General features: G+C 68.1%; 26 protein-coding genes. 21 read left to right on the forward strand and 5 right to left on the reverse strand.

Annotated features, from left to right (window positions below):
* Positions 1-13: 13 nt before the first annotated feature.
* Complete coding sequence (locus tag ACSQ1W_RS04945) at positions 14-2,083, reverse strand: TonB-dependent receptor (RefSeq protein ID WP_436041971.1); 2,070 nt, start codon at positions 2,081-2,083, stop codon at positions 14-16.
* Between the two features lie 726 nt (positions 2,084-2,809).
* Here ACSQ1W_RS04945 and ACSQ1W_RS04950 point away from each other — a divergent pair.
* Positions 2,810-3,181, forward strand: a complete 372-nt coding sequence (locus ACSQ1W_RS04950; protein ID WP_436041973.1) for a YciI family protein — start codon at positions 2,810-2,812, stop codon at positions 3,179-3,181.
* Positions 3,182-3,251: 70 nt separating this feature from the next.
* Here ACSQ1W_RS04950 and ACSQ1W_RS04955 read toward each other — a convergent pair whose 3' ends face one another.
* Entirely contained in the window at positions 3,252-4,247 is a 996-nt protein-coding gene (locus ACSQ1W_RS04955; protein WP_436041974.1) for a DNA topoisomerase IB, read from the reverse strand.
* A 6-nt stretch (positions 4,248-4,253) separates the two neighbouring features.
* Complete coding sequence (locus ACSQ1W_RS04960) at positions 4,254-4,544, reverse strand: hypothetical protein (RefSeq protein WP_436041976.1); 291 nt, start codon at positions 4,542-4,544, stop codon at positions 4,254-4,256.
* 115 nt (positions 4,545-4,659) lie between these two features.
* Here ACSQ1W_RS04960 and ACSQ1W_RS04965 point away from each other — a divergent pair, with 115 nt between their 5' ends.
* From ACSQ1W_RS04965 to ACSQ1W_RS04980, 4 genes are all read left to right on the forward strand, one after another.
* Positions 4,660-5,538, forward strand: a complete 879-nt coding sequence (locus ACSQ1W_RS04965; protein WP_436041978.1) for an alpha/beta hydrolase — start codon at positions 4,660-4,662, stop codon at positions 5,536-5,538.
* A 174-nt stretch (positions 5,539-5,712) separates the two neighbouring features.
* Positions 5,713-5,967, forward strand: a complete 255-nt coding sequence (locus tag ACSQ1W_RS04970) for a hypothetical protein (RefSeq protein WP_436041980.1) — start codon at positions 5,713-5,715, stop codon at positions 5,965-5,967.
* A 96-nt stretch (positions 5,968-6,063) separates the two neighbouring features.
* Positions 6,064-6,597 carry a GNAT family N-acetyltransferase gene (locus ACSQ1W_RS04975; RefSeq protein ID WP_192268904.1) on the forward strand — a complete coding sequence of 178 codons (534 nt, stop codon included), beginning with the start codon at positions 6,064-6,066 and terminating at the stop codon, positions 6,595-6,597.
* Positions 6,598-6,676: 79 nt separating this feature from the next.
* Positions 6,677-8,368: a hypothetical protein gene (locus ACSQ1W_RS04980; RefSeq protein WP_436041982.1), complete on the forward strand. Its 1,692-nt coding sequence runs from the start codon at positions 6,677-6,679 to the stop codon at positions 8,366-8,368.
* A 15-nt stretch (positions 8,369-8,383) separates the two neighbouring features.
* On the opposite strand, the gene ACSQ1W_RS04985 is transcribed toward ACSQ1W_RS04980, so the two are convergent.
* Complete coding sequence (locus tag ACSQ1W_RS04985; protein ID WP_436041983.1) at positions 8,384-10,447, reverse strand: 3-hydroxyacyl-CoA dehydrogenase NAD-binding domain-containing protein; 2,064 nt, start codon at positions 10,445-10,447, stop codon at positions 8,384-8,386.
* A gap of 240 nt (positions 10,448-10,687) precedes the next feature.
* Here ACSQ1W_RS04985 and rpoE point away from each other — a divergent pair, with 240 nt between their 5' ends.
* The 9 genes from rpoE to recO all read left to right on the forward strand — a co-directional run bounded on the left by rpoE (position 10,688) and on the right by recO (position 19,414).
* On the forward strand, positions 10,688-11,308 hold the full coding sequence (rpoE, locus tag ACSQ1W_RS04990; RefSeq protein WP_192268898.1) for an RNA polymerase sigma factor RpoE: 621 nt from the start codon (positions 10,688-10,690) through the stop codon (positions 11,306-11,308).
* Positions 11,305-12,213, forward strand: coding sequence for a sigma-E factor negative regulatory protein (locus tag ACSQ1W_RS04995; RefSeq protein ID WP_436041985.1), 909 nt, complete (start codon positions 11,305-11,307; stop codon positions 12,211-12,213). Before rpoE ends, ACSQ1W_RS04995 begins: the two co-directional genes overlap by 4 nt.
* 72 nt (positions 12,214-12,285) lie before the next feature.
* Complete coding sequence (locus ACSQ1W_RS05000; RefSeq protein WP_436041987.1) at positions 12,286-13,788, forward strand: DegQ family serine endoprotease; 1,503 nt, start codon at positions 12,286-12,288, stop codon at positions 13,786-13,788.
* Positions 13,789-13,936: 148 nt separating this feature from the next.
* Positions 13,937-15,745 carry a translation elongation factor 4 gene (gene lepA / locus ACSQ1W_RS05005; RefSeq protein WP_436041988.1) on the forward strand — a complete coding sequence of 603 codons (1,809 nt, stop codon included), beginning with the start codon at positions 13,937-13,939 and terminating at the stop codon, positions 15,743-15,745.
* 75 nt (positions 15,746-15,820) lie between these two features.
* Positions 15,821-16,621, forward strand: a complete 801-nt coding sequence (gene lepB / locus ACSQ1W_RS05010; protein WP_192271255.1) for a signal peptidase I — start codon at positions 15,821-15,823, stop codon at positions 16,619-16,621.
* A gap of 37 nt (positions 16,622-16,658) precedes the next feature.
* Positions 16,659-17,036 carry a DUF4845 domain-containing protein gene (locus ACSQ1W_RS05015; RefSeq protein ID WP_436041990.1) on the forward strand — a complete coding sequence of 126 codons (378 nt, stop codon included), beginning with the start codon at positions 16,659-16,661 and terminating at the stop codon, positions 17,034-17,036.
* Between the two features lie 4 nt (positions 17,037-17,040).
* The gene (rnc, locus tag ACSQ1W_RS05020) at positions 17,041-17,703 is read left to right on the forward strand and encodes a ribonuclease III (RefSeq protein WP_436041992.1); all 663 of its coding nucleotides are present in this window, start codon (positions 17,041-17,043) and stop codon (positions 17,701-17,703) included.
* A 10-nt stretch (positions 17,704-17,713) separates the two neighbouring features.
* Positions 17,714-18,652: a GTPase Era gene (gene era, locus ACSQ1W_RS05025; protein WP_436041994.1), complete on the forward strand. Its 939-nt coding sequence runs from the start codon at positions 17,714-17,716 to the stop codon at positions 18,650-18,652.
* Between the two features lie 21 nt (positions 18,653-18,673).
* Positions 18,674-19,414 (forward strand): DNA repair protein RecO, encoded by a 741-nt coding sequence (gene recO, locus ACSQ1W_RS05030; RefSeq protein WP_436041996.1) that lies wholly within the window; start codon positions 18,674-18,676, stop codon positions 19,412-19,414.
* Positions 19,415-19,419: 5 nt separating this feature from the next.
* Here recO and ACSQ1W_RS05035 read toward each other — a convergent pair whose 3' ends face one another.
* Positions 19,420-20,112 (reverse strand): response regulator, encoded by a 693-nt coding sequence (locus ACSQ1W_RS05035; protein WP_436041998.1) that lies wholly within the window; start codon positions 20,110-20,112, stop codon positions 19,420-19,422.
* A gap of 102 nt (positions 20,113-20,214) precedes the next feature.
* On the opposite strand from ACSQ1W_RS05035, the gene rlmD reads away from it, so the two are divergent.
* The 7 genes from rlmD (at position 20,215) to ACSQ1W_RS05070 (ending at position 26,025) form a co-directional block, all read left to right on the forward strand.
* Entirely contained in the window at positions 20,215-21,558 is a 1,344-nt protein-coding gene (gene rlmD, locus ACSQ1W_RS05040) for a 23S rRNA (uracil(1939)-C(5))-methyltransferase RlmD (protein WP_436042000.1), read from the forward strand.
* The gene (locus ACSQ1W_RS05045; RefSeq protein WP_436042002.1) at positions 21,558-22,076 is read left to right on the forward strand and encodes a CYTH domain-containing protein; all 519 of its coding nucleotides are present in this window, start codon (positions 21,558-21,560) and stop codon (positions 22,074-22,076) included. Before rlmD ends, ACSQ1W_RS05045 begins: the two co-directional genes overlap by 1 nt.
* A 12-nt stretch (positions 22,077-22,088) precedes the next feature.
* Positions 22,089-23,096, forward strand: coding sequence for a beta-N-acetylhexosaminidase (nagZ, locus tag ACSQ1W_RS05050; RefSeq protein WP_436042004.1), 1,008 nt, complete (start codon positions 22,089-22,091; stop codon positions 23,094-23,096).
* Positions 23,096-23,665, forward strand: coding sequence for a hypoxanthine-guanine phosphoribosyltransferase (locus ACSQ1W_RS05055; RefSeq protein ID WP_192268876.1), 570 nt, complete (start codon positions 23,096-23,098; stop codon positions 23,663-23,665). Before nagZ ends, ACSQ1W_RS05055 begins: the two co-directional genes overlap by 1 nt.
* Before the next feature lie 2 nt (positions 23,666-23,667).
* The gene (locus tag ACSQ1W_RS05060; RefSeq protein WP_436042005.1) at positions 23,668-24,414 is read left to right on the forward strand and encodes an S-methyl-5'-thioinosine phosphorylase; all 747 of its coding nucleotides are present in this window, start codon (positions 23,668-23,670) and stop codon (positions 24,412-24,414) included.
* A gap of 90 nt (positions 24,415-24,504) precedes the next feature.
* A complete protein-coding gene (locus ACSQ1W_RS05065; RefSeq protein ID WP_055942196.1) occupies positions 24,505-24,711 on the forward strand; it encodes a cold-shock protein in 207 nt (68 codons plus the stop codon).
* 99 nt (positions 24,712-24,810) lie between these two features.
* On the forward strand, positions 24,811-26,025 hold the full coding sequence (locus tag ACSQ1W_RS05070; protein WP_436042007.1) for an FAD-dependent oxidoreductase: 1,215 nt from the start codon (positions 24,811-24,813) through the stop codon (positions 26,023-26,025).
* The last annotated feature ends 13 nt before the right edge of the window (positions 26,026-26,038 follow it).

The following is a 26,038-nucleotide window of genomic DNA, read 5'->3' on the forward strand; positions in this document are numbered from 1 at the left end:
GGCGCGGTGATGCTCAGAAGCGGTACGACGCGCTGAGACGCACGTTGCGGCCCGGCTCGTTGAGACCGGAGACGATCTCGTAGTCCGGAATGCCGCTGTAGTCGGCCACGCTGGCGTGCGAACGGTAGGTGCGGTCTAACAGGTTGTAGACGCCGAACGACAGGTCGAACCGCTGCGAGGCGAATGGCTGCCAGCGCGCGAACACGTCGACCACCGTGTAGCCCGGCTTGTCGACGCGGCGGGTGCCATCGATCCAGCCCAGTTCGGCCTCGCGGAACAGCACCTCGATGTTGTCCAGGTCTTCAACGCGCGTCACGCTGGCTTGCACGCCGAAACGCGTGCTGGGGTCGTAGCGCAGGGTCAGGTTCCAGTTGTCGCCCATCGAGTTGCCCAGCGCGATGTGCTCGTAGCCCTCGATGCGGTGGCCGTTGAGCTTGGAGTCGTAGCGGTTGTAGTAGCCGTCGATGCCGAACGCGCCGCTGCGGTAGCCGGCGCGCAACTCGACGCCGTCGGAGCGGAAGCGGCCGACGTTCTCGTAGTAGGTCGCGCCCTGCGGCGCCGGGCCGCTGCCCAGCTGGTCGAGGATCACGTCGTCGATGGTCATCCGGTAATACACCGCCGAGGCACTGAACCCGCCGCTGTCGTACTGCAGGCCGATCTCGGCGTTGTCCACCGTCTCCGGCTGCAGGCCGGGCGCGAGCGTCAGGCGGCCGGGGCGCTGTTCCAGCGTGAACGCGTCGCCGATCTCCTTGCCGCGGAACGCTTCGGCGTAGGAAAGGTTGAAGGTCCACGCATCGCTGATGCGGTAGCTGGCGCCGGCGTTGACGCTGACGTGGTCGCTGTCGGTGCCGCCGCCGTAGGTGTCCAGGTCCACGTCGTAGGCGTCGTAGCGCGCACCGGCGCTGAGCAGCAGCGCATCGGTGGCCTGCCACTGGTCCTGCACGTAGACGCCCCACACCTGGCCGGACTCCACGAAGCGGCCGATCGCCGGGTCCCATGCCCACGGCTGCCACTGTGCGGCAGGGGCGAGGTAACGGCTGGCGACCTGGTCGTCGCGATGTTCCACACCGAACACCAGCCGGTGCGCCTCGCCGCGCCACGTACCGCGCAGGTCGAAGCCCCAGGTGTCGATGTCGGCGCCGTACAGGCCCCAGCGATCGTAGCGGTCCTGGGTGAATTCGGTCCTGGTCGAGTACGCAGTCGCCTCCAGGTCCAGCGCGTCGGACACCGCGTGGCCGTAGTTCAGCACGCCGGTGCGGCGCTCACCTTCCACCGGGAACAGGCGGTCGCCGTCCCGCACGGGCCAGTTCGGGCGCTGGCCGAACTCGCCGTCCTCGCGGCGCACTTCATAGCTGGCGGTGAAGCGTTGCGTCTCGTTGATGTCGCCGCCGATCTTCACGAAGCCCAGGCGCTGGCGCGCGCCGGTGCCGCGCAGCGTGCGGCCGTCCCCATCCTGGTAGTCGTCGCTGTCCACGTGCACGAACGAGGCGAGTACGCCGATATCGCCGTGCAGGCGGCCGAAACCGGTGGTGCTGACACGGTAGCCATCGTTGCTGGCCCAGCCGGCCTTGACGATGCCGCCGGCGTTCTCGCCCTCCTGCAGCAGGTCGGTCGCATCGCGCGTGCGGAAACGGATCGCGCCGCCGATGGCGCCGAAGCCGGAGGTCGCTTCACCGGCGCCGGCCTGCACGTCGACGCTCTCCAGCAGTTCGGGTTCGATCGACACGCGGCCGACATGGTGGAACAGCGTGCCGCGCTGCGGCGCGCCGTCCACGGTGACGTTGAGCATGGAGTCTTCCAGGCCGCGCACGTAGATCTTCTGCGCGATGCCCACGCCGCCGCCGACCTGCACCGACGGCACGGCGCGGAACAGGTCGGCCAGCGTCGCCGCCTGGGTGCGTTCGATGGCCTGGCGATCCAGTTCCATGTCCGTCATCGCGCCGACCACGACCACCTTGTCCAGTTCGGTCGCGGCGTTGGCGTCCTGGGTTTGCGCCCACGCCGCCGGTGCGGCGAGCAGCAGCGACACATGGATCGCAAGGGAAGTACGGCGGGCTGGGGCAAGGCGTGGCGCATGGGCCATGGGGGTGGGTCCTCGGGGCAGAATATGCAAATGATAATTGATATCATTTGACTCTGCAGCGGCAGCGCAGTGGCGATGCCGGTTCAAGGGCCGGATGTTGTCTTTGCCGTGTAGCCGACAGGGGGCGGCAACAATGGGGTGACGATGGCGATGCCCGGTGGGCTGCCGAGCGTCCGCGTTGCACGTCACGCCCATCGCCGGCGCGTGGTGCGCGATGTCCACGCCTGCAGGCGGTGATGCCAGCGGATATGGCGCGACATGAGACGTGGTGTGGCGAGCCATACGCGGCAATGTGTGGCGTCATGCTCGTGCATATGCCGCGACATACCGATCGGTATCGTCCGTCATGTGCACTGGTATCGCCGGAAGATGACAGTCGTATCCCGGTTCATAGGCGAGAATATGCACGGCGATGCGAGGCGATCAGGGCGCCGAACAGCCACGTCATGTCGGGCAATACCGGTTGGTATCGCCGTTCAGACCCACCGGTATGGCCGCCCACTACCGCCACGGCGTCGCGCCATGCCGCACAGCGTGAACGCCGCGAAGGCACGGCATGCCTGCGCCCACGCGGCATGGGTATACCGGCCTGGTCAGCGCGTTCTGCCATTGGATGCGACTCGCCGGCGGATCGCGGGCATCATCGGCAGCGGCCCTCGACGGAGCGCCTGTCGATTTCCCGCCGCCCGCCTCGTCGTCCATGCAAGCCCAACCCAAGGAACCCCGATGAAGTATCTCGGTCTCGCCTATTTCACCCCCGCGAAATTCGCTGCGATGAGCCCGGACGACGTGGAGGCGCTGGTCAGTCAATGTCCTGCGCTCGACGAGAAGATGCGCGCCACCGGCAAAGTGCTGGTGGCGGCATCGCTGGGCGACCTGGAAGGCTGGAGAACGCTCCGCCCGAGCAACGGCAGGACGCAGGTCAGCGATGGGCCCTACACCGAGTCGAAGGAAGTGGTGGGTGGCCTGTTCATCATCGAGGCGGACGATCCGGAGGAGGCGGTGCGCATCGCGTCCCTGCATCCTGCAGCCACGCTCGGCGAAGCGGGGGGATGGGCGGTCGAGCTGATTCCGATGGACTTCTATCTGGCGCAATGAAGTGTCGGGTGGGCACCTCGTGAGGGCCGGATGACCGGCAGCCGTTCCGGCGCTCGCCGCGATGGCCGGCTTACCCGCGCTGCGCGCGCCGCAGGAAGCGGATCGCGGCGGTTTCCCACTGGCGCGGACCGCTGGCATGGCGTGCGGCGCGCTGGAGCTGGCCGGCTTCCCATCCCGTGAAGACACGCGGATCCACGTAGTTCTTCTCGCAGATGCGCGGGGTGTTGCCCAGCAGATCCGCGGCGCCACGCAGGACGGCCTGCCGCACCTGCGGTGATGGCGCATCGCCGCCGACCGGCGGAGGAATGGCGGCAAGCGTGCGGAACGCGAAAAGCGTGGCCCCCAGCGTGCGGAAATCCTTGGCGGTGTACGGTCCCCGCAACTGCGCCTGCAGGTAGTCGTTGACGTCGCCGGAGGTGATGCGCTGCACCTTGCCCTGTTCGCGGTACTGGAACAGGGCCTGCCCGGGGAGCTGCCGGCACTGGCGCACGAGCTTGACCAGCCGCGCGTCGCTGACGCGGGATTCCAAGGGCTTGCCCCCCTTGCCGCGGAACGCGAAGCGCACCTCGCCGGTCGCGACGAAGTGCGCATGCACGTTGCGCAACGTGGTGAGCCCGTACGAGCCGTTTTCCTTCTGGTAGCTGGCGTTGCCGACCCGCAGGAGGGTATGCCCGAGAAGGGCGACGACCAGCGCCACCACCTTCTGTCGTGGAAAGCCGGGCAAGGCGAGGTCGGCACGCACCTGGCGGCGCAGCCTCGGCAGCGCTTCGGCGAACGCGATCAGGCGGTCGTATTTGCGTGCCCCCCGTTCCGCCTGCCAGGCCGCGTGGTAGCGGTACTGCTTCCGGCCCCGCGCGTCGCGGCCGGTGGCCTGGAGATGGCCGCGCGCATCGGCGCAGATCCAGACGTCGGTATAGGCCGGTGGGATGGCGAGTTGCCGGATGCGCGCCAGCGTGGCGGCATCCCGCACGCTGCGTCCGCGTACATCCCGGTAGGCGAAGCCGCGCCCGTGGCGCTGGCGGCGCAGGCCGGGCATCGCATCGGAGGTGTAGTGGAGGCCGGCCAAGGCAGCTCAGAAATCGTCGACGTACTCGAGCACCAGCCCGTAGCGTGCGCCGACATCGTCGGCGGTGGCACGCACCGTATCGGCGTAGGGCGAGGCGACCTCGATCTCCAGCGCGTGCACATCGCTGGCGCCGATATCGTCCGGCAATCCGGCCGAGCTGGAATCGTCGTCGTCCATATGGGGCATCAGGTCCGCCAGTTCCTCCACGCGTTCCACGCCGTCGATTCCCTCCAGCGCTGCCATCAAGGCATCGAAGCCGGTGCTCGCGCCGGTGGCCCGCAGTCTGATCGTCGTCATCTTGTTCCTCGCGCCACGCGGTCCGGTGATGCGTTCGACCTTAAGATGCCCTCGATCATGCCCTCGTGAAGCCGCCGCCGAACGGCAGGGCAACGTTCAGTCAAGGAGACTCCGCATGATGCGCCGCATGATTCTTTTGCTCGGCTGGCTGCTGGTAACGGCGACGATGCCGGCAAGGGCGCAGTCACCCGCCGACCATGAGGCGCGAGGTGCCGCTTCCCTGGAACATCTGCCGGCATTGAAGGGCGATTACTTCCCCCTGACCGACCGCAGCTCCGGCCGCGTGCACCATCTCTACGTGCGCTATCCCGAAGGCTACGACGCGAAGGCCGCCACGCGTTATCCGGTGGTGTACGTGCTGGATGGCGACAGCCTGTTCCCGCTGCTCGCGCCGACGCATCTGTTCCTGCACTACGACGAGCACCTGCCGGAAGCGATCATCGTCGGCATCGCCTATGGCGGCTTCGATCCGGCCATCAACAAGCGCCACATCGATTTCACCGCGCCGGGCAGCGACGCCAGCGCCGAGCAGGGCGGGGCACCGGACTTCCTCGCCTTCCTGCGCGGACAGGTGGTGCCGGAGGTCGAACGGCGTTATGCGGCGGATCCGCAGCGGCGCGTGCTGGTCGGGCAATCGCGCGCGGGCTATTTCGTGCTGTGGTCGGCAGTGCAGGATCCCGACCTGTTCTGGGGGCGCATCGCCAGCAATCCGTCGCCGGGTCCGGCACGCGAGCAGTTGTTCGTTCCCCCACGGTCGCACGCACGTACGGACCTGCGCGTGGCGGTCGCCAGCGGTACACGCGACACCGTGGAGCGCCAGCGCATCGCCCGCGACTGGACGACGCACTGGAGCGCGCCGTCGTCGCACGCCCCGTGGCAGGTCACGTTGCTGACGCTGCAGGACGGCACCCACGCGGCCACGATCGGCGAAAGCTACCGGCGCGCGATGTTGTGGCTGTTTCTTGGAACAGGGCAGGCGGCGCTGCCGCAGTGAACGGGATGAACGGGCGTGCGAGGCTGGCGCAGCGCGGCATTCACACGTGTAGGTGGATGGGTTGCCAGGCGTTGCCGGCCTCCATCCGTAACGGGGTTCACAGAAATGGACCGGCCGTCGGAAATCCCCGCGCGATGTCATACATCGGGCATGTGCGCGGCTTAGGCTCGTTCCATGGACTCCTTGGCCGACATCCGGGCCGTCCTGGCCGCCGCGGGACAGCGCATCGAACACGGAGCGCTGCGTGAAGACCCGCACGTGTTCATGGACGCGCTGTGGCGACAGGTGTACGACCCTGCGCCCGATGACCTGCAGCCCTATGTATGGGCGAGGCTCTCCGATTTCTCCGCGCAACTCGGGGTGCGGGGCGACGTAGCCGCTGATCGCAGTCCGGTGCGGGCGCCACCGGAGGTGTTCGTGCGCCGCTGAGCCGTCCGGCTCATCTCACGCTGAGCGGGTGGCTGACCTGCGCACGGCGCGCGTTGCGTTGTGTGTGAAAAGCAGACCAGCCTCCTCGACTTCCGCATGAATTCCGGCACCACGATCCGTCCCGCCCGCCTGTCCGAGGCGGCCGCCCTGTCCGACCTGATGCGCCGCACCTTCGTGGCGGCCAACGGCCACTGCAGCACGCCCGGGAACGTGGCCACCTTTCTCGACCAGGTCTACACGCCGGCGCGGCAGGCGCAGGAGATCCGCGACCCCGACACGCTGACGCTGATCGTCGAACAGGACGGCGCCTGGGCCGGCTTCGCGCAGCTGCGCTGGGGCACCGTGGCGCCGGCGGAGGTGACGTTGCGGCCGGCGGTGGAACTGGGTCGCATCTACCTGGACGCCGCCTTCCACGGCAAAGGGATCGCGGCGCTGCTGGTGACCCACCTGCTGGCGGCGGCGCGTCTGCGCCATTCGCGCTCGGTGTGGCTCAACGTCTGGCAGGAGTCGGAACAGGCGATCCGCTTCTACCGCAAGCACGGTTTCCAGATCGTCGGCCGCTCGGTCTTCCGCGTCGGCGACGATCCCAAGGACGACTGGGTGATGACGCAGGCGCTGCCGGCCGACTGACGCCGGCAGCGCCGACCGGCGGTAGGCCGCTGCGCATGCACCGCCGCGTTGGCGGGGATGTCCTCACCGGGAGATCGTCATGGGCATCCGGCACCTTGCGGCCTTGTCGTTCGGCATCGCGGCGCTCGCCTGCGTCGGATGCAGGCAACCTGCAGCACCCCCCGAAGCGGCGGTCTCTCCGCCGGAGATGGCACTGGTCGGCGCGCATCTGCTCGAGGGTCTTGGCGACTACCGCTTCCCGGTGACATCGAAACATCCCGAGGTGCAGCGCTGGTTCGACCAGGGGTTGATGCTGGCGTACGGCTTCAACCACGACGCGGCGGAGCGCTCGTTCCTGAAGGCGACCGAGCTCGATCCCGACTGCGCGATGTGCTGGTGGGGCGCATCGCTGGTGCTGGGGCCGCACGTGAACGCGGGGATGGATCCGGCCGACAACGCGGACGCCTGGCAACGCCTCCAGCGTGCGCGCGCCCTGGCGTCGAAGGCGCCGCCGCGCGAGCAGGCCTTCATCACGGCCCTGTCGGCACGGTATGCGGAGCAACCTCCGGAGAACCGCCGCGCGCTCGATGAAGCCTACGCGGAAGCGACCCGTGCGCTGGTGCGGCAGTTGCCCGAGGATCCCGACGCCGCAGTCCTGCACGCCGAAGCGATGATGGACCTGCAACCCTGGGATTACTACGACGCCGACCTGCGTCCCAAGGGCCACACGGCGGATATCGTGTCGGTGCTGGAATCGGTGATGGCGCGGCATCCGGACCACGCCGGCGCGCTGCACCTGTATGTCCATGCCGTCGAAGCCTCGGCGGCCCCCGAGCGCGGTGCCGCGGCCGCGGACCGGTTGCGCGAGCTGATTCCCGGATCGGGCCACCTGGTCCACATGCCGGCGCATATCTATGCGCGGGTAGGGCGCTGGCATGACGCGGTGATCGCCAATCAGCGCGCGGTCGAGGCCGACGATGCCTATCTCGCTGTCTGCCGCGGCAATACGCAGGGCGTGTATCCGCTGGGCTATGTGCCGCACAACCATCATTTCCTGTGGTTCGCCGCCAGCATGGAAGGCAGCGGCGCACTGGCGCGCGACGCCGCGCGGAAAACCGCCGAGCGCACCGACCTGCCGGACCTGATGCGCCAGCCCGGTTTCGCGGGCCTGCAGCACTACTGGATGACGCCGTGGTTCGAGCGCGTGCGGTTCGGTCGCTGGGACGAGATCGTCGCGGGCAAGAACCCGGCGGAAGATCTGCCTTACGTCACCGCGATCTGGCATTACGCACAGGGCATGGCGGCGATCCGCCAGTCCCGGCTCGACGACGCCGAACGCCATCTTGCGGCCCTGCGGCCGATCGCCGCCGATCCGAAGATGGACACGTTGATGGTGTGGGACCGGTATCCGCTCACGCACGCGGCGAAGATCGCCGAGCGCACCGTCACGGCGGAACTCGCGTCTGCGCGCGGCGACCACGAGGCGGCGATCGCAGCACTGCGCGAAGCGGTGAAGATCGAAGACGGCATTCCGTACGACGAGCCGCCGGGCTGGCACGCGCCGGTCCGCCACTCGCTGGGCGCCATCCTGCTGGCGGCAGGGCGCGCGGGCGACGCCGAACAGGTCTACCGCGAGGAATTGAAGCGCAACCCCGGCAACGGCTGGTCGCTGTATGGCCTGGCGCGGAGCCTCGAGGCCCAGCAGAAGACGCGCGAGGCGGCGGACGCGGAGCAGCAGTTCACCGCGGCGTGGCGCAACGCCGACATCACCCTGTCGGCGTCACGCCTGTAACCGCCCGGCGACAGGTCACACCGTCGGTTGGCGCAGTGCCGGATTGTCCCAGCCCGGACGCGGGGCGAAGCGGTCGCCATGGCGCGCCTGCAGCGCCTTGAGTTTTTCCAGCAGCGTGTCGGGACCGACGGCCTTGACGTGTTCGATCGGGCCGCCGCGGAACGGGGCGAAGCCGGTGCCGAAGATCACGCCGGCATCCAGCAGGTCGCTGTCGGCGACCACGCCATCGTGCAGGCAGGCGACGGCTTCGTTGAGCAGCGGCAGGATCAGGCGGTCTTCCAGGTCGTCGGGCGCCTTGTAGTCGGACGGCACCTGCGGCTTCACCGGCTTGCCGTTCTCCCACTTGTACAGGCCCTGGCCGTCCTTCTTGCCGCGCCTGCCGGGTTCCACCGTCGCCAGTGCGGCGGGCAGGGTCAGGCCGAGGAACGGCGACAGTTCCGCGCCGACGCCTTGCGCGACGTCCAGGCCGACGGTGTCGATCAGTTCGATCGGGCCCATCGGCATGCCGAACTTCACCGCCGCCTTGTCGATCACGGGGCCGGGAATGCCCTCGGCGTAGGCCGTGGCCGCTTCCAGCATGTACGGGAACAGCACGCGATTGACCAGGAAGCCCGGCGTGCCGGCGACCGGCACCGGGAACTTGTCCAGCGCCTTGCAGAACGCGGCCAGGCGCTTGACGTTGGCGTCGTCCAGCGCATCGTGCTGCACGATCTCGACCAGCGGCATCAGCGCGACCGGGTTGAAGTAATGCAGGCCGGCGAACTGCGCCGGACGCTGGATGTGTTCGCGCAGTTCGGTCAGCGGGATCGACGAGGTGTTGGTGGTCAGCAGTGCGTCGGACTTCAGGCGCGGCTCGACGGTCTGGTAGAGGTCGCGCTTGGCGTCCGGATTCTCGATGATCGCCTCGATCACCAGATCGGCCTGCGGCACGCCGTCGCCGGCCAGGTCGCCCTTCAGGCGCGCGGCCACGGCGGGACGCTTGCTCTCGTCCTTCACCTTTTTCGCGAACAGTTCCTGCGCCCGCGACAGCGCGCCGTCGATGAAGCGCTGCTCGCGGTCCTGCAGGGTGACGTTGAAGCCCTTGTAGGCCGACCATGCCGCGATGTCGCCGCCCATCACGCCGGCACCGACGACATGCACGTTGGCGATGCCGTGGTCCTTGCCGCCGAGGCCCTTCAGGCGCTCGGTCAGGAAGAAGATGCGGATCAGGTTGCGTGCGGTCGGCGTGCCGGCGAGTTTCACCACCGCCTTGCGTTCGGCATCCAGACGGCCCTGGATACCCTTGCCGCCAGCGGTCTTCCAGACGTTGATGAGGGCGTAAGGCGCGGGGTAGTGCGCCTTTGGCGCCTTGCGCGCGACCTGCTTGGTCATCTGCGGCGCGAGGATCTGCCGCGCCGGCCAGCTGTTGCTGATCCAGCCGGTGAAGCGCTGCTTGAACGGGCGCGGCGGGCGCGAACCGATCAGCGCGACGGCGGCATCGACCAGCACTGCCGGCTCGGCGATCTTGTCGACCAGCCCCATCGCCTTGGCCGAACTGGCCGACAGCGTGCGACCGGTGAGCATCATGTCCATCGCCTTCGGCGAACCGACCAGGCGCGGCAGGCGCGCGCTGCCACCCCAGCCCGGGAAGATGCCCAGCTTCACTTCGGGCAGGCCGATGCGGGTGGACGGGTCGCTGCTGGCGACCCGGTAGTCGCAAGCCAGGGAAATCTCGGTGCCGCCGCCCATGCAGAAGCCGTGGATCGCGGAGACCGTGGGGCAGGGCAGTTCCGCCAGTTTCTGGAACACGGCCTGGCCACGACGGATGGCGTCGTTGACGGTGCCCTTGCGGTCGAACTCCTGGAACTCCTTCAGGTCGGCGCCGGCAATAAAACCGCTGGTCTTGGCCGAGCGCAGCACCACGCCCTTCGGCGGGTCGATGGCCAGGCGTTCGATGATGGCGGCCAGTTCGATCAGCACGTCCTGGGAGAACGCGTTGACGCTGGCGCCCTGTCGGTCGAAGGCGAGCACGACGATGCCGTCGTCACGCAACTCGGTCTGCCAGTGACTGAATCGCAGCCCATCGAAGTTCGTGGCCATGCAGGAGACCATCCGTTCACGTATGGAGAAGGCCGCTATCATCCCGAGCTTGTTTCATCCCCGTCAAATCCACATATCCCAGGGAACGTCGTCTCGGGCGTGACCGGCGGCAGGGGGATGGTCCCGCTGCTCCGGTTAAATTCTTGATAGGGCAACGGTTTGGACAAGGCGTTGAACTTTCCTCCGCTAGCGCGGTCACAGGGCCCGGCCAACGCCGAGCCGACAGGAGTGCGGCGCGGCATGGCCGAAGTAGATCCAACCCAGGAGCTGGACCTCGAGCTGGTCAGGCGCGTGCAACGCGGCGACAGCGCGGCCTTCGACCTGCTGGTGCGCAAGTACCAGCATCGCGTGGTGGCGCTGATCGGGCGTTACATCCATGACTGGAGCGAGTGCCAGGACGTGGCCCAGGAGACCTTCCTGCGCGCATACCGCGCGCTGGGAAATTTCCGGGGCGATTCCCAGTTCTATACGTGGCTGCACCGCATCGCCGTGAATACCGCCAAGAACCACCTGGTCGCGCACAACCGTCGCCCGCCCACCGCGGACGTGGATGCCGCCGACGCCGAGCAGTACGACATCGGCACGCGGCTGCGCGACACCGACACCCCCGAGCGCGAACTGATGCGCCAGGAGATGGAGGCGACGGTGATGAAGGCGGTGGACGGTCTGCCGGAAGAACTGCGGACCGCGATCACCCTGCGCGAGGTCGATGGTCTCAGCTACGAGGAGATCGCGCAGAAGATGGACTGCCCGATCGGCACCGTGCGTTCCCGCATCTTCCGGGCGCGCGAAGCGATCGACGAACAACTGCGTCCCCTGCTGGACGTGGACAGTACAACCCGGGAGCGCGCCCGCTCATGACCGCCCGCAACGAGACACCGACCATCGACAAGCTCGACATCCACCACCGCCAGCAGTTGTCCGCCCTGATGGACGGCGACCTGCCGGCCGACGAGGCTCGATTCCTGCTGCGCCGCCTGCAGCACGACCACGAACTGGCCGGTTGCTGGGAGCGCTGGCAGCTGTGCGGCGACGTGCTGCGTGGCCAGGGCCGTGCGCCGGCGCCTGCCGGTTTCGCCGAGCGCGTGGCGCAGGCGATCGCGGCCGAATCCTCTTCCGACACCCAGGCGGCGCCGCAGGCGCAGACGGTGCGTCCGCGCAACCTCTTGGCACGCTGGGGCGGCGGTGCGCTGGCCGCCTCCGTCGCGCTGGTGGCGCTGTTCATGGTGCGCCAGCAGTCCCCGCAGGATGTCCCGGTGAGCGACGACAGGCAGGTCGCGTCGGCGCAGGCCGCGTCGCCTGCGATGCTTCCGGAATCCCCGTCCGCTCCGGCTCCCGACGCAGAAGCGTACGCAGCAGCTGCGGTGGCCGTCGCGGCGACCGTGCCGCGGCGACAGGACAACGCGCGCCGCAGTGCGACGCGCAGCCAGCAGGCCGCGCGCAGCGCGCAGCGGGTGGCGCGGGCGGAAGCCCCGGTGCGCGCGAATGGCACCGCGCAGGGTGTGCCATTGGAAGCGGTTGCCACAACGACGGCCTCCGCGTCCGGGCATGCGGCCTCCAATCCGTTCTCGCACCGTGCCCCGGAAGCCAATGCCGTGGCCTCCCGTCCCTGGCCGCGCTCCGCGCTGTCGGCCTATCCGTCGGCCAGTGGCGGCCTGGTCACGGGTTACAGCTCGGATTCGGCTGCCCGGACGTTCTATCCCTTCGAGCCCCGCCTGCCCGCCAGTGCGCCGGCCGCGGCTCCCGTCGACGCTCCGCGCGACTGATATTCCGCGCGTCCGGTCTGCTGCCGGACGCGCGCGACACCCTGGTTCACTTCCTATCGAGGCATGCATTCGATGACCCCACACGCCCGTCACAACCTGTTGGCCCTGTTGATGCTCACCATGCCGCTGGCCGCCTGCGCGCAGCAGGCCGAAGCGCCAGCGCCTGTCGCGTCCGCGACGCCTGCGGTGGCGCAGTCCGCCGCACCGCAGCTGGTCACGGGTCTTCCCGACTTCACTCAGCTGGTGGAGCAGGTGGGTCCGGGCGTGGTCAACGTCGAGGCGACGGTCGGTTCGCGGCGCAGTGCGCAGGCGAGCGAAGAGGCTGACATTCCCGAGATCTTCCGCCGCATGCTGCCGCCCGGTTTCCAGATGCCGGGTCCGGGCCAGCAGGGGCCGCAGCGCCGCGGTACGTCGATGGGCTCGGGTTTCATCATTTCGGCCGACGGTTACGTGCTGACCAACCACCATGTCGTCGACGGCGCGGATGAGGTCAAGGTGACCCTGCCGGACCGTCGCGAACTGACCGCCAAGGTGGTCGGCAGCGATCAGCAGTACGACGTGGCCCTGCTGAAGGTCGAGGCCAAGGGGCTGCCGACCGTGCGGATCGGCAACTCGGCCATGCTGAAGCCGGGCCAGTGGGTGGTGGCGATCGGCTCGCCGCTGGGCCTGGATCACTCGGTCACCGCCGGCATCGTCAGCGCGGTCGGCCGCAGTGCGTCGGCCGAGCAGCGCTACGTGCCGTTCATCCAGACCGACGTGGCGATCAACCAGGGCAACTCCGGCGGCCCGTTGCTCAACACACGCGGTGAGGTGGTCGGCATCAATTCGCAGATCTTCTCGGTGTCCGGCGGCTACATGGGCATCAGCTTCGCGATCCCGATCGACCTGGCGATGGGCGCGGTGGACCAGTTGAAGGCGACCGGCCGCGTCAGTCGCGGGCAGCTGGGCGTGCAGGTAGGCGCAGTCACCGCGGACGTCATGAAGGGCTTCGATCTGCCGGACAACCGCGGCGCGTTGGTCAACGACGTGGTCAGCGGCAGTCCCGCCGCCAAGGCCGGTGTCGGCCCCGGTGACGTGATCCGCTCGGTGAATGGCCGTGCGATCAACGACTCCAGCGACCTGCCGCCGATCATCGGTGCCATGGCGCCGGGGACCAAAGTCACGCTGAGCGTGCTGCGTGACGGCAGGCCTCGTGACATCTCGGTCACCTTGAGCGAGCTGGACGAAGGCGAGGGCGTTGTACGTGGTACCCCGGCTGCACCGGAGGCTCCCGCCGCCCCGGCAGGCCGCAATGCGCTGGGTATCCAGAGCCAGGCGCTGGATGCCAACAGCCGCAAGCAGCTCGGGGTGGAGTCCGGTGACGGCGTGCTGGTCAGTCGCGTCGAGAGCGCCGCCGCACGCGAGGCGGGCCTGTCGCCGGGGATGGTCATCCTGCAGGTCGGCCGCAACAAGGTGAACAGCCCCGCGGCGCTGGACCGCGAACTGGCCGGCGCCAAGCCCGGCGACACGGTCATGCTGCTGGTCCGCAGCCGGGGCGTGACCCGCTTCGTGGCGGTGACCGTCGAGAAGGGCTGATCCGCACCCGTTCCGCGTCCGACATCGCCCCGCTGTGCCGGGGCGATGTTGTTTCCGGCCTTCTCGGAAGCCCGGACGGGCGAGTCGGGCCCCCGGCCGTGCGATAATCGCCCGTTATTCCTGACGACGGCACAGGCCGCCGCCCCCCATGTCTTCTGATTCCATGCGGAATATCCGCAACTTCTCCATCATCGCGCACGTCGACCACGGCAAATCGACCCTGGCCGACCGCATCATCCAGCTCTGTGGTGGCCTCGAGGCCCGCGAGATGGAAGCGCAGGTGCTCGACTCGAACCCGATCGAGCGCGAGCGCGGCATCACCATCAAGGCCCAGTCCGTGTCCCTGCCGTACAAGGCGAAGGACGGGCAGGTCTACCAGCTCAACTTCATCGACACCCCGGGTCACGTCGACTTCTCCTATGAAGTCAGCCGCTCGCTGGCTGCCTGCGAAGGCGCGCTGCTGGTGGTCGATGCCGCCCAGGGCGTGGAGGCCCAGTCCGTCGCCAACTGCTACACCGCGGTGGAGCAGGGTCTGGAAGTGGTGCCGGTGCTGAACAAGATCGACCTGCCGACCGCCGACACCGACCGCGCCAAGGCCGAGATCGAGGCCGTCATCGGCATCGATGCCGACGACGCCGTGGCGGTCAGCGCCAAGACCGGTCTCAACGTCGACCTGGTGCTGGAAGCCATCGTCCAGCGCATCCCGCCGCCGCAGCCGCGCGACACCGACAAGCTGCAGGCGCTGATCATCGACTCGTGGTTCGACAACTACCTGGGCGTGGTCTCGCTGGTGCGCGTGATGCAGGGCGAGATCGGCCCGAAGAGCAAGATCCTGGTGATGTCCACCGGCCGCACCCACGAAGTGGACAAGGTCGGTGTGTTCACCCCCAAGCGCAAGGAGCTGAAGAAGCTCGGTGCCGGCGAGGTGGGCTGGATCACCGCCTCGATCAAGGACGTCCACGGCGCCCCGGTCGGCGATACGCTGACCCTGGCCGGCGATCCCGCCCCGGGGCCGTTGCCCGGCTTCCAGGAAATGCAGCCGCGCGTGTTCGCCGGCCTGTTCCCGGTCAACGCCGAGGACTACCCCGCGCTGCGCGAGGCGCTGGAGAAGCTGCGCCTGAACGATGCCGCGCTGCGCTTCGAGCCGGAAAGCTCCGAGGCGATGGGCTTCGGCTTCCGTTGCGGCTTCCTCGGCATGCTGCACATGGAGATCGTGCAGGAGCGTCTGGAGCGCGAGTACGACCTGGACCTGATCACCACGGCGCCGACCGTTGTGTATGAAGTCCTCAAGACCGATGGCACGGTGGTTTCGCTGGACAATCCGGCCAAACTGCCGCAGTCCAACCTGATCGAAGAGGTGCGCGAGCCCATCATCCGGGCCAACATCCTGACGCCGGAAGGCTACATCGGTTCCATCATCAAGCTGTGCGAGGAAAAGCGCGGCGTGCAGATCGGCATCCAGTACCTGGCCAGCCAGGTGCAGATCAGCTACGAACTGCCGATGGCCGAAGTGGTGCTCGACTTCTTCGACAAGCTGAAGTCGGTCAGTCGCGGCTACGCCTCGCTGGATTACTCGTTCCTGCGTTTCCAGCCCGGTCCGTTCGTGCGGCTGGACACGCTGATCAACGGCGACAAGGTCGACGCGCTCAGCCTGATCGTGCACCGCAGCCACGCCGACCGGCGCGGTCGCGAGCTCACCGAGAAGATGCGCGAGCTGATCCCGCGGCAGATGTTCGACGTGGCCATCCAGGCCGCGGTCGGCTCGCAGATCATCGCGCGCAGCACCGTCAAGGCGATGCGCAAGAACGTGTTGGCCAAGTGCTATGGTGGCGACATCACCCGCAAGAAGAAGCTCCTCGAGAAGCAGAAAGAGGGCAAGAAGCGGATGAAGCAGGTGGGTCGTGTGGAGATCCCGCAGGAGGCCTTCCTCGCGGTGCTGCAGGTGGACAGCAAGTAAGTCCGTTCCGATGTGGGTGGCGCGCACCCCGATGCGCGTCGCCGGGTGCAATCCAAAGGAAGCTCGATGAGTTTGATGACCTGGTTCGAATCGCTGTTGGTGGGCGCGACGCTCGTCAGCGGTGCGGTGTGGCTGCTCGACACGCTGTTCTTCGCCAAGCGGCGCAAGGCCAAGGGTGGCCTGCTGGACGAGGAGCCTGTGCTGGTCGACTACTCGCGCGCCTTCTTTCCGGTGCTGGCCGTGGTGCTGGTGCTGCGCAGCTTCATCGCCGAGCCCTACAAGATCCCGTCCAGTTCGATGATGCCGAACCTGCTGATCGGCGACTTCATCCTGGTCAACAAGTTCTCCTACGGCCTGCGCCTGCCGATCACCAACCAGAAGTTCCTGGCCATCGGCGAGCCGGCGCGCGGCGACGTGGTGGTGTTCAAGCCGCCGCACGATCCCGAAAACAACTGGATCAAGCGCGTGATCGGCCTGCCGGGCGACAAGGTGGGCTTCCATGGCGATACCGTCTACCTGAACGGCCAGCCGCTGAAGTACCAGACCCTGGGCGAGTACCCGGGCGCCGGGGACCGCGCCGAGGCGCTCGGCTCGACGCTGCTGCGCGAAGAGCTGCCGGGACGGCCGCACACCATCCTGGAAAGCGTGGGCCTGGCACCGCCGGGCGGTGGCGAGGGCGATTGGGTGGTGCCGCCGGGTCACTATTTCGTGATGGGCGACAACCGCGACAACAGCCTGGACGGCCGGTTCTGGGACTACCATTTCCTGCCGGAGCAGAACCTGCGGGGCAAGGCCTTCCTGGTCTGGCTGAACTGCGAGGGCTGGTTCTGCAAGAATGGCTTCGATGCCTCGCGCATCGGCAACGGGATCGAGTGATCAACCAACGCTAACGGGGACGGACGGGGGAATGGCAATGAAGCGCACTCAGAGTGGCATGACGTTGTTGAGCTTTGTAATCGTGCTGGCCGTGGTCGGCTTCGCCGCCTATATCGCCATGCGCCTGTTCCCGATGTACCAGGAGTTCTACGCGGTCAAATCCTCGATGAAGGGACTGGCCAATGAGGCGGGCGTCGGCGATATGGATCCGGGCCGTATCAATGAGCTCTTCTTTCGCCGCCTCGACATCAACTACGCCACCAACATCAAGCCGTCGCACGTGAAGATCGAGCGCATGGAAGGTGGCTGGAACATGAAGGTCGGTTATGAAGTACGCCGGCCGCTGGTGGGCAACCTCGACGTGGTCGGCAACTTCAATGCCGAGCAGGCGCTGACGCGCCACGGCGCGGACTGAGGGTTTGGCAGTTGACCGCATCGGCCATGCCTTCGCCGACCAGGGCCTGCTTGCACAGGCCCTGACGCATCGGAGCGCGGGAGCGCCGCACAACGAGCGGCTCGAGTTCCTGGGCGACGGTGTGGTCAACCTGTTGGTCGCGGATGCGCTGTTCCAGCGCTGGCCCAAGGCCGACGAGGGCGCACTCACGCGGGCGCGTGCCGAACTGGTGCGCGAAGCTTCGCTGGCCGCCATCGCACGCCAGTTGCAGCTGGGCGAACGCCTGACGATGGGCCCGGGCGAAATGAAGTCCGGCGGCCATCGCCGCGACTCGATCCTCGCCGATGCGCTGGAGGCGATCGTGGCCGCCATCTACATCGATGCCGGCTTCGAGGCGTGCCGCAGCGTGGTGATGCCCTGGTTCGAGGCGTCGTTGGCCGCGCTGCCGGTCGGACGGCCCGAGAAGGACGCCAAGACGCGGTTGCAGGAGTGGTTGCAGGGCCGGCAGCGTGCGTTGCCTGTCTATGAACTGGTCTCCGAGAGCGGCGACGACCACGCCAAACTTTTCCTCGCGCGCTGTACCACGCTGGATCCGCCGTTGACGGCGGACGGCGAGGGCACTTCGCGCCGCAATGCCGAACAGGTCGCCGCCGCGGCGCTGCTCGACAAGCTCGACATTTCGAAGTGAGTACCGCCCCGTGAGCCAGTCTTCGTCCCATCGCAGCGGCAGCGTTGCCGTCATCGGCCGCCCCAACGTGGGCAAATCCACCCTGACCAATGCCCTGGTGGGCGCCAAGGTCAGCATCACCTCCAACCGCCCGCAGACCACGCGTCACCGCCTGCTCGGCATCGCGACCTTCGCGGCGGGCAAGGATCGGCCCGCGGGCCAGATCGTGCTGGTCGACACGCCCGGGCTGCACAAGCAGCAGGGGAAGTTCTCCGCCTCGGCGATGAGCCGGGTGATGAACCGCGCGGCGCGCGGCGCACTGGAGGAAGTCGACGCTGCCCTGATGGTCGTCGAGGCCGGGCGCTGGGACGAGGAAGACACGCTGGCCTACAACGTGCTGCGCGATGCCGGTATCCCGGTGGTGCTGGTGGTCAACAAGGTCGACCGGATCAAGGAGAAGGCGGCGATGCTGCCGTTCCTGGCCGAGGTCGGGCTGGATCGTGAGTTCGCCGCCGTGCATCCGGTGTCGGCCTTGAAGCGCAACGGCCTCGACGCGCTGGTGAAGGACGTCCTGGCGTTGTTGCCCGAGCAGCCGCCGATGTTCGGCGAGGACGAGATCACCGACCGCAGCGAGCGCTTCCTCGCCGCCGAGCTGGTCCGCGAGCAGCTTATGCGCCAGTTGGGAGCGGAATTGCCCTATGCCACCACCGTCGAGATCGAAAGCTTCACGACCGAGGTCACGCCGAAGGGAGAACTGGCCCGTATCGGCGCGGTGATCTGGGTGGAACGCGAGAGCCAGAAGGCCATCGTGATCGGCAAGGGCGGTGCCCGGCTGAAGGACATCGGCAGCAAGGCGCGCCAGCAGATGGAGCATCTGTTCGATCGCAAGGTGTTCCTGGAAACCTGGGTACGTGTGCGCGAAGGCTGGTCCGACGACGAGACCGCGCTGAAGGCCTTCGGTTACGAGTGAGTCGCCGGCGACGCCGGTCACATGCGCCTGAGCGACACCGCCTTCGTCCTGCACGCGCGCCCCTGGCGCGAGACCAGCCTGCTGGTCGAAGTGCTGGGCCGCGAACAGGGCCGGTTGGGCCTGATCGCGCGCGGCGTGCAAGGCCCGAAGAAACATGTCCTGCGCGCCGCCCTGCAGCCCCTGCAGCTCATCCGCCTCGATGGCGACCTGCGTGGCGAACTGGCGCGGCTGGTCAGCGCGGAAGCGCTCGATGCCGCCCCGCAGCCGGCGGGCGATGCGATGCTGGCCGCGTTCTACCTCAACGAACTCGTCCTGCGGCTGGCGCCGCGCCACGACCCGCTGCCGGACCTGTTCGATGCCTATGCCCGCACACGCGAGCGACTCCGCGAACGCGAAGGGCTGGCGTGGTCCTTGCGCCGGTTCGAGCGCGACCTGATCGAAGCGTTGGGCTTCGGCTTCGCGCTCGATTGCGATGGCGACGGCGAGCCCATCGACCCGGCGGCGCGTTACCGGCTGGATCCGGAGCACGGGCCGCGTCGCCTGCGCAGCGACCGCGGGCATGAGGAACGCAGCCAGGCCGCGACCGGGCGTGCCTTGCTGGCCCTGGCCGACGACGTGCCGCCGTCGCCCGACGATCTGGCCAGCCTGCGTCTGCCGATGCGCGCCGTGCTGGCGCACCATCTGGGTCCCCGCGGACTGAAGTCCTGGGAAATGATCGGCGAACTGGGACGGTTGAAACGTCCCGGCAGCGCGACCGGCTGACGCCCTCAGCCCGTCGTCGGAAGCAGGCGTCCGCTGGCCGCCACGAAGGCATCACGCAGGGCAGCGTCCGCAGGTGCCGCGTGCCAGTTGGACGCCACCTCGGCCAATGCCGCGGCCCCGGCGAATCCGCAGCTCGCCTGCAGTCGGTGGAGCTGGGCGCGCAGCGCCGCGTCGTCGGCGCGGGCGAAGGCCTCGAGGCACGCGCTCCGCGTGGACGGCAGTTCGGACAGGAACAACTGGCGCAGTGTCGCCACGTGCTCCCGGTTTCCTGCGAGGGCGACGAGCGCGGCGGCTTCATCCCAATCCGGTCTTGCCGATGGCGGATCGCTGCCCAGCGCCGCCCGCACCGCGAGCAGCAGGGCCTGGGCCGTCAGTGGTTTGACCAGGACACCGGCGAAACCTGCCTGCAGAAGTCGGTCGTGGGTCGAGCGGGTGGTGTCGGCGGTATGCGCCAGCGCGCATGTGGCGGTGCCACTCATGCGCAGATGCTGCAGCAGCGCGGCCCCACTGCCGTCGGGCAGGTTGGCGTCGATCAGCCAGGCATCGAAGGGGCCGGTGGCGGCCAATGCCTGCGCACAGTCCTCGGCGATGTGCACGCGGGCGGGCAGGGTCTCCAGCGCCGCCGACAGGAACAGGGCACTGACCGCGTCGTCCTCCACCAGCAGTATCGAGGGCATCGTGCCTGGGGTGGGGGACATTGGCCGTGCTTCCTGCGGACTGGCGCCATCTTAGCGCCGGCGGGCGCGGCCGGCGGCCATGCGACAATGCCGCCCCGCCAAAGACACGCAGCCTGACGCCACGTGGCCCGTACCCGCTCTCCCCGCATCGACAAGACCCCGTTTGAAGCTTGCATCACCGACCTGACCCACGACGGACGCGGCGTCGCCCGCCGCGACGGGAAGGCCGTCTTCGTGTCGGGCGCCCTGCCGGGCGAGCGCGTGATGGCCGAACAGACCGCCAAGAACCGCCATTTCGACGAAGCCAGAACACTGGATGTGCTGGAGGCTTCGCCTGACCGCGTCACGCCGCGCTGTCCGCATTTCGGCACCTGCGGCGGCTGCGTGCTGCAGCATCTGGATGAGGCGCGTCAGATCGAGGCCAAGCAGCGTGTGTTGCTGGAGAACCTGGAGCGCATCGGCCACGTCACGCCCGGCACGGTGCTTCCGTCGCTGACCGGTGCCAACTGGGGTTATCGCCGCAAGGGCCGCTTCTCGGTGCGCCGCGTCAACAAGAAGGACAAGACGCTGGTCGGTTTCCGCGAACAGGATCCCCGCTTCGTCGCCGACCTGTCCGAGTGCCACACCGTCATTCCGGAGATCGGCGGCAAGGTGGCCGATCTCGCCACGCTGGTCGAGAGCCTGGACGCGCGCGAGCACATCCCGCAGATCGAATTCATCGCCGGTGACGAGAGTGCGGACTTCAGTGGCATCGCGCTGGTGTTCCGCCACCTGCAGCCCTTGAGCGAGAGCGACCGCGCGACGCTGGTGGCGTTCGGCCAGGCCAGCCGCTTCGCCATCTTCCTGCAGCCGGGCGGGCTGGAAAGCGTGCATCCGCTGTGGCCCGAGGCGCCGCAGCTGGCGTTCGCGCTGGCGCCATGGAACGTGTCGCTGGCGTTCCGTCCGCTGGACTTCATCCAGGTCAACGCCGCGCTCAACGAGAAGATGATCGCGCACACGTTTGCCCTGCTCGACCTGCAGGCGACGGACCGCGTGCTCGACCTGTTCTGCGGCCTCGGCAACTTCACGCTGCCGATGGCGCGCCTGGTGGGCGAGGTGGTCGGTGTGGAGGGCGATGCCGGCCTGGTGGCCCGTGCCCGCGAGAATGCGGCGCGGAACGCGCTGACGAACGCGCAGTTCCATGCGGCCGATCTGACCCAGGACCAGCGCGGTACGGCGTGGATGCGTCAGGGCTTCGACAAATTGTTGCTGGATCCGCCGCGCTCGGGCGCCATCGAGGTGCTGCAGCAGCTGCCGCTGAAACAGTTCGACCGTATCGTCTACGTCAGTTGCCATCCGGGCTCGCTGGCGCGCGATGCCGGCTACCTGGTCAACGAGCAGGGTTACACGCTGGTGTCGGCGGGGGCGATGGACATGTTTCCGCACACGGCGCATGTCGAGTCCATCGCGCTGTTCGAGAAACGCTGATGGGTATCGAGATCGAACGCAAGTTCCTGGTCCACGGCGATGCCTGGCGCGACGCTGCGCACGAGATCGTGGCAATGGCGCAGGGCTACATCAACGACATGGGCGCGATGGACCGTGGGGAACAGAAGGCCTCGGTGCGTGTACGCATCCAGGGCGACACGGCCTTCCTCAACCTGAAATCGCGCGAGCTGGGCGCTACCCGGCAGGAGTTCGACTACGCCATCCCGGTCGTCGATGCGCGCGCGCTGTTGGCGCTGTGCGTGGGCGGGGTGATCGACAAGCGCCGCCACTACGTACGGCACGAAGGCCACCTGTGGGAGGTCGACGAGTTCCTCGGCGACAACGCTGGGCTGGTGGTGGCGGAGATCGAACTGGACCGCGCCGATGAAGACTTCGTGAAACCGGCCTGGGCCGGCAAGCAGGTCACCGATGCCGCCCGCTATTACAATCTGGCCCTGGCGTCGCGACCGTACGCGCAGTGGTCGGACGACGAACGCGCCGCCACCGACATTCCCTGAGGACTTCCCGAAATGCTCGTCATCGGCATCGCCGGCACCGAACTCACCGCGCAGGAGCGCGACTGGCTGCAGCACGACGCTGTCGCCGGCGTCATCCTGTTCACCCGCAACTTCGCCTCGCGCGCGCAGGTGACGGAGCTGTCGCAGGCCATCCGCGCCGCCGCGCCGCGACCGCAGCTGGTCTGCGTGGACCAGGAAGGCGGCCGCGTGCAGCGCTTCCGTGACGGCTACAGCGACCTGCCGGCACTGGAGGTGTTCGGCAAGCTGTATGCGCAGGATCCGCAGGCGGCGCTGCAGCGCGCCGAAGAACACGCCTGGCTGATGGCCAGCGAGATCATCGCCAGCGGCGTGGACCTGAGCTTCGCCCCGGTCGTGGACCTGGCGCGCGGCAATCGCGCCATCGGCAACCGCGCCTTCGATGCCGATCCTCAGATCGTCGCGGAATTCACCCGCGCCTATGTGCGCGGCATGCACAGCGCGGGCATGGCGGCGACACTGAAGCATTTTCCAGGCCACGGCACGGTGTTGGAAGACACCCACTTCGACGATGCCGTCGATCCGCGCCCGCTTGAGGTGCTGCGCGCCGAGGACCTGATCCCGTTCGTCGCCGGCATCGAGGCCAAGGCCGATGCGGTGATGATGGGACACGTGAAGTATTCGGCCGTCGCGCCCGAGCCGGCGGGCTATTCGCCGTTCTGGATCCAGAAGATCCTGCGCGAGGAGATGGGCTTCCGGGGCGTGGTGTTCTCCGACGACATCGGCATGGCCGCGGCGTTCTCGGCCGGCGGCGTGAAGCAGCGCATCCACGATCACCTGGACGCCGGCTGCGACGTGGTGCTGGTGTGCTCGCCGAAGCTGGTGGACGAGTCGTTGAAGGCGGTGGAAGGCCGCGCGTTGAATACGGCCGCCGTGCTCGGCGTACTGGGCCGTGGCGCGCTGGGATGGGACGGCCTGATCGCCGATGCCCGCTACGGCAGCGCCCAGGCCGATGTGATCGACAACATGAAGGGAGTGGTTTGATGGACTCGCTGGGCAATCCGCGACCGAAACTGGCCGACGCGCTGGCCAACGCCGACCTGCTGGTCGACCGCGCGACACTGGACGCTGCCATCACGCGGATGGCAGCGCCGATCGCGCGCGACTACGCCGGGGAAGTGCCGGTCTATCTGACCATCATGCACGGCGCGCTGCCGTTCGCCGGCCAGCTGTCGCTGGAGCTGGGCGCGCTGGGCCTGGACCTGGAGTTCGACTACCTGCACGCGACCCGCTACCGCGGCGAGACCACCGGCGGCGAACTGGTGTGGAAGCACCGGCCCGCGACCGCGCTGTACGGCCGCCGCGTGCTGCTGGTGGACGACATCCTCGACGAGGGCCACACGCTGCTGGCGGTCAAGCAGTGGTGCCTGGAGCAGGGCGCCACCGACGTCCGCATCGCCGCGCTGACCACCAAGCAGCATGACCGCTGCGTGGACGGCATCTGTGCCGACTACGTGGGCCTGGAAGTCGCGGACCGCTATGTGTTCGGCTTCGGCATGGACTACCACGAGCAGGGCCGCAACCTGCCGGGCATCTACGCGCTGAAGGAATGACGATGGCCGATATCGCGCTCGCCGTCATCGGCGGCACCGGCGTCTACAAGCTGGCCGACCTGCAGGATATCGAGACCCGGGAACTGGACACACGCTTCGGCGCGCCGTCGGGTCCGGTGCGCATCGGCACGCTGTCGGGACACCGCGTGGCCTTCCTCGCGCGCCACGGCGAAGGGCATTCCGTGCCGCCGCACCAGGTCAACTATCGCGCCAACCTGCAGGTCCTGAAGGATCTTGGTGCGACCCGCGTGCTGGCGCTCAACACCGTCGGCGGCATCACCGACGCCTGCGGGCCGCGCGTGCTGGCCTGCCCGGACCAGTTGATCGACTACACCTGGGGTCGCATCTCGACGATCTGCGAGGAGCCGGGCACCGACGTCCTGCATGTCGACTTCGGCGACCCGTACACGCATTTACTTCGTCAGCAGATCCTGGCGGCCGCCCGCGAGGCCGGTGTCGATCTGGTCGATGGCGGTTGCTACGGCGCCACCCAGGGCCCGCGCCTGGAGACCCGTGCGGAAATCCGCCGGATGCGCCGCGACGGCTGCGATCTGGTCGGCATGACCGGCATGCCGGAAGCGGGGCTGGCGCGGGAAATGGGGCTGGAATACGCCTGCCTCGCCATCGTCGCCAACTGGGCGGCGGGCTGCGGTACCGACGAGGAGATCACCATGGAAGAAGTGCTGGCCAATGTGGCCGCCGCCTCGTCCGGAATTCCGGCCCTGGTGGCGGCACTTGCACGCGGGTGATTGTCAACGCGCGCTGGGCTTTGCATACTCGGCGGGTGTGACGTCACGCCACACATTCCACCCGCATCCAGAAAAGGAAATACAAGCGCTATGCCGTACGGTACCGTGAAATGGTTCAACGATGCCAAGGGCTTCGGATTCATCGCGCCAGAAGATGGCAGCGCCGACGTCTTTGCGCACCACACCGCCATCAACAGCAAGGGCTTCCGCAGCCTGCAGGAAGGCCAGCGCGTCAGTTACGAGCTGACCCAGGGCCCGAAGGGTGCACAGGCGTCCAACATCACGCCGGCAGCCTGATCCAAGACGATTTTCTTGAACCCCGCTCCGGCGGGGTTTTTTAACGCCTGCGGTTTGCGCAATACCGGTTTGCCGCACGACGAAGGAAGGCTTCGCGCCATGGATGCCCAGCACATCGCGATCATCGGCTACGGCACGGCCGGCCAAGCGGCGGCGTTGCTGTTGGCACGCGATGGGCACCGGGTGGAGGTGTTCGAACGGGCGCCGGAACTCGGGCCGGTCGGCGCTGGCTTCCTGCTGCAACCCACCGGATTGCAGGTGCTGTGGGAACTGGGGCTGCTGCCGTACGTGACGGCGCACGGCCGACGGGTGAACCGCCTGTACGGCGAGACGCCGTGCGGTCGCGCGGTGATGGACATGCGCTATGCGGGGCTCGATGCGCGGCTGTTCGGCCTGGGCATGCAGCGCGGTGCGCTGTTCTCGATGTTGGCCGAAGCGTGGGCGGAACACGGCGAGGTGCATCGTGGCCATGCCATCGACGCGGTGAGCGACGACACCCGCCGCATCCGCGACCAGCATGGCCGCTGGCATGGGCCGTTCGATCTGGTGATCGCGGCGGACGGTGCGGCGTCGAAGCTGCGCGGCGCCACCGGGGCGGTGAAGCGCGAGGCTGTCTATCCCTGGGGTGCACTGTGGAAGCTGGTCCCGCAGGGCGACTGGGCATGGGGCGACGAACTGCGCCAGCGTTATGTGGCCGCGCGCAAGATGATCGGGTTGCTGCCGGTCGGTACGCGTCCCGGCGACGACACGCCGCGCTTGAGTTTCTTCTGGAGCCTGCCGATCGCCGACTTCGATGCGTGGCGGTCGCGTGGCCTGCCGGCATGGCGCGAGGAAGTCGCCAAGCTGTGGCCCGAGGTCGATGCCTGTCTGGCCGATACCCTCGACGCGGACCAACTGGCGCGCGCCAGTTACCGCGACGTCACCCTGCGTCAGTGGCATCGCGACCGCCTGGTCGTGCTGGGCGACGCCGCGCATGGCATGAGTCCGCAGCTGGGGCAGGGCGTCAACATGGCGCTGATGGACGCGCTGGCCCTGCGCGATGCGCTGCGCACGCAGGACGAGATCCCGGGCGCGCTCGGCGCCTACCAGCGCGAACGCCAGGCGCATGTCGGCATCTACCAGTTCTGGAGCCGTTGGCTGACGCCGATCTTCCAGTCCGACCTGGATTGGGTTGCCCGAGCCCGCGACATCGCGTTCCTTCCAGCGGGCCGCTTGCCCGGCGGACGTGGCCACATGCTCCGGGTGCTGAGTGGCACGCAGCACGGGCTCTTCGGAACCTTGAAGCTGAAGCCCGACTTCCTCGCGGCGCTGTAGTTTCCGGTCGTCC

Origin of the sequence: Pseudoxanthomonas sp. LjRoot143 (assembly GCF_964252945.1) — a bacterium.
In the GTDB taxonomy this organism is placed as follows: Bacteria; Pseudomonadota; Gammaproteobacteria; order Xanthomonadales; family Xanthomonadaceae; genus Pseudoxanthomonas_A.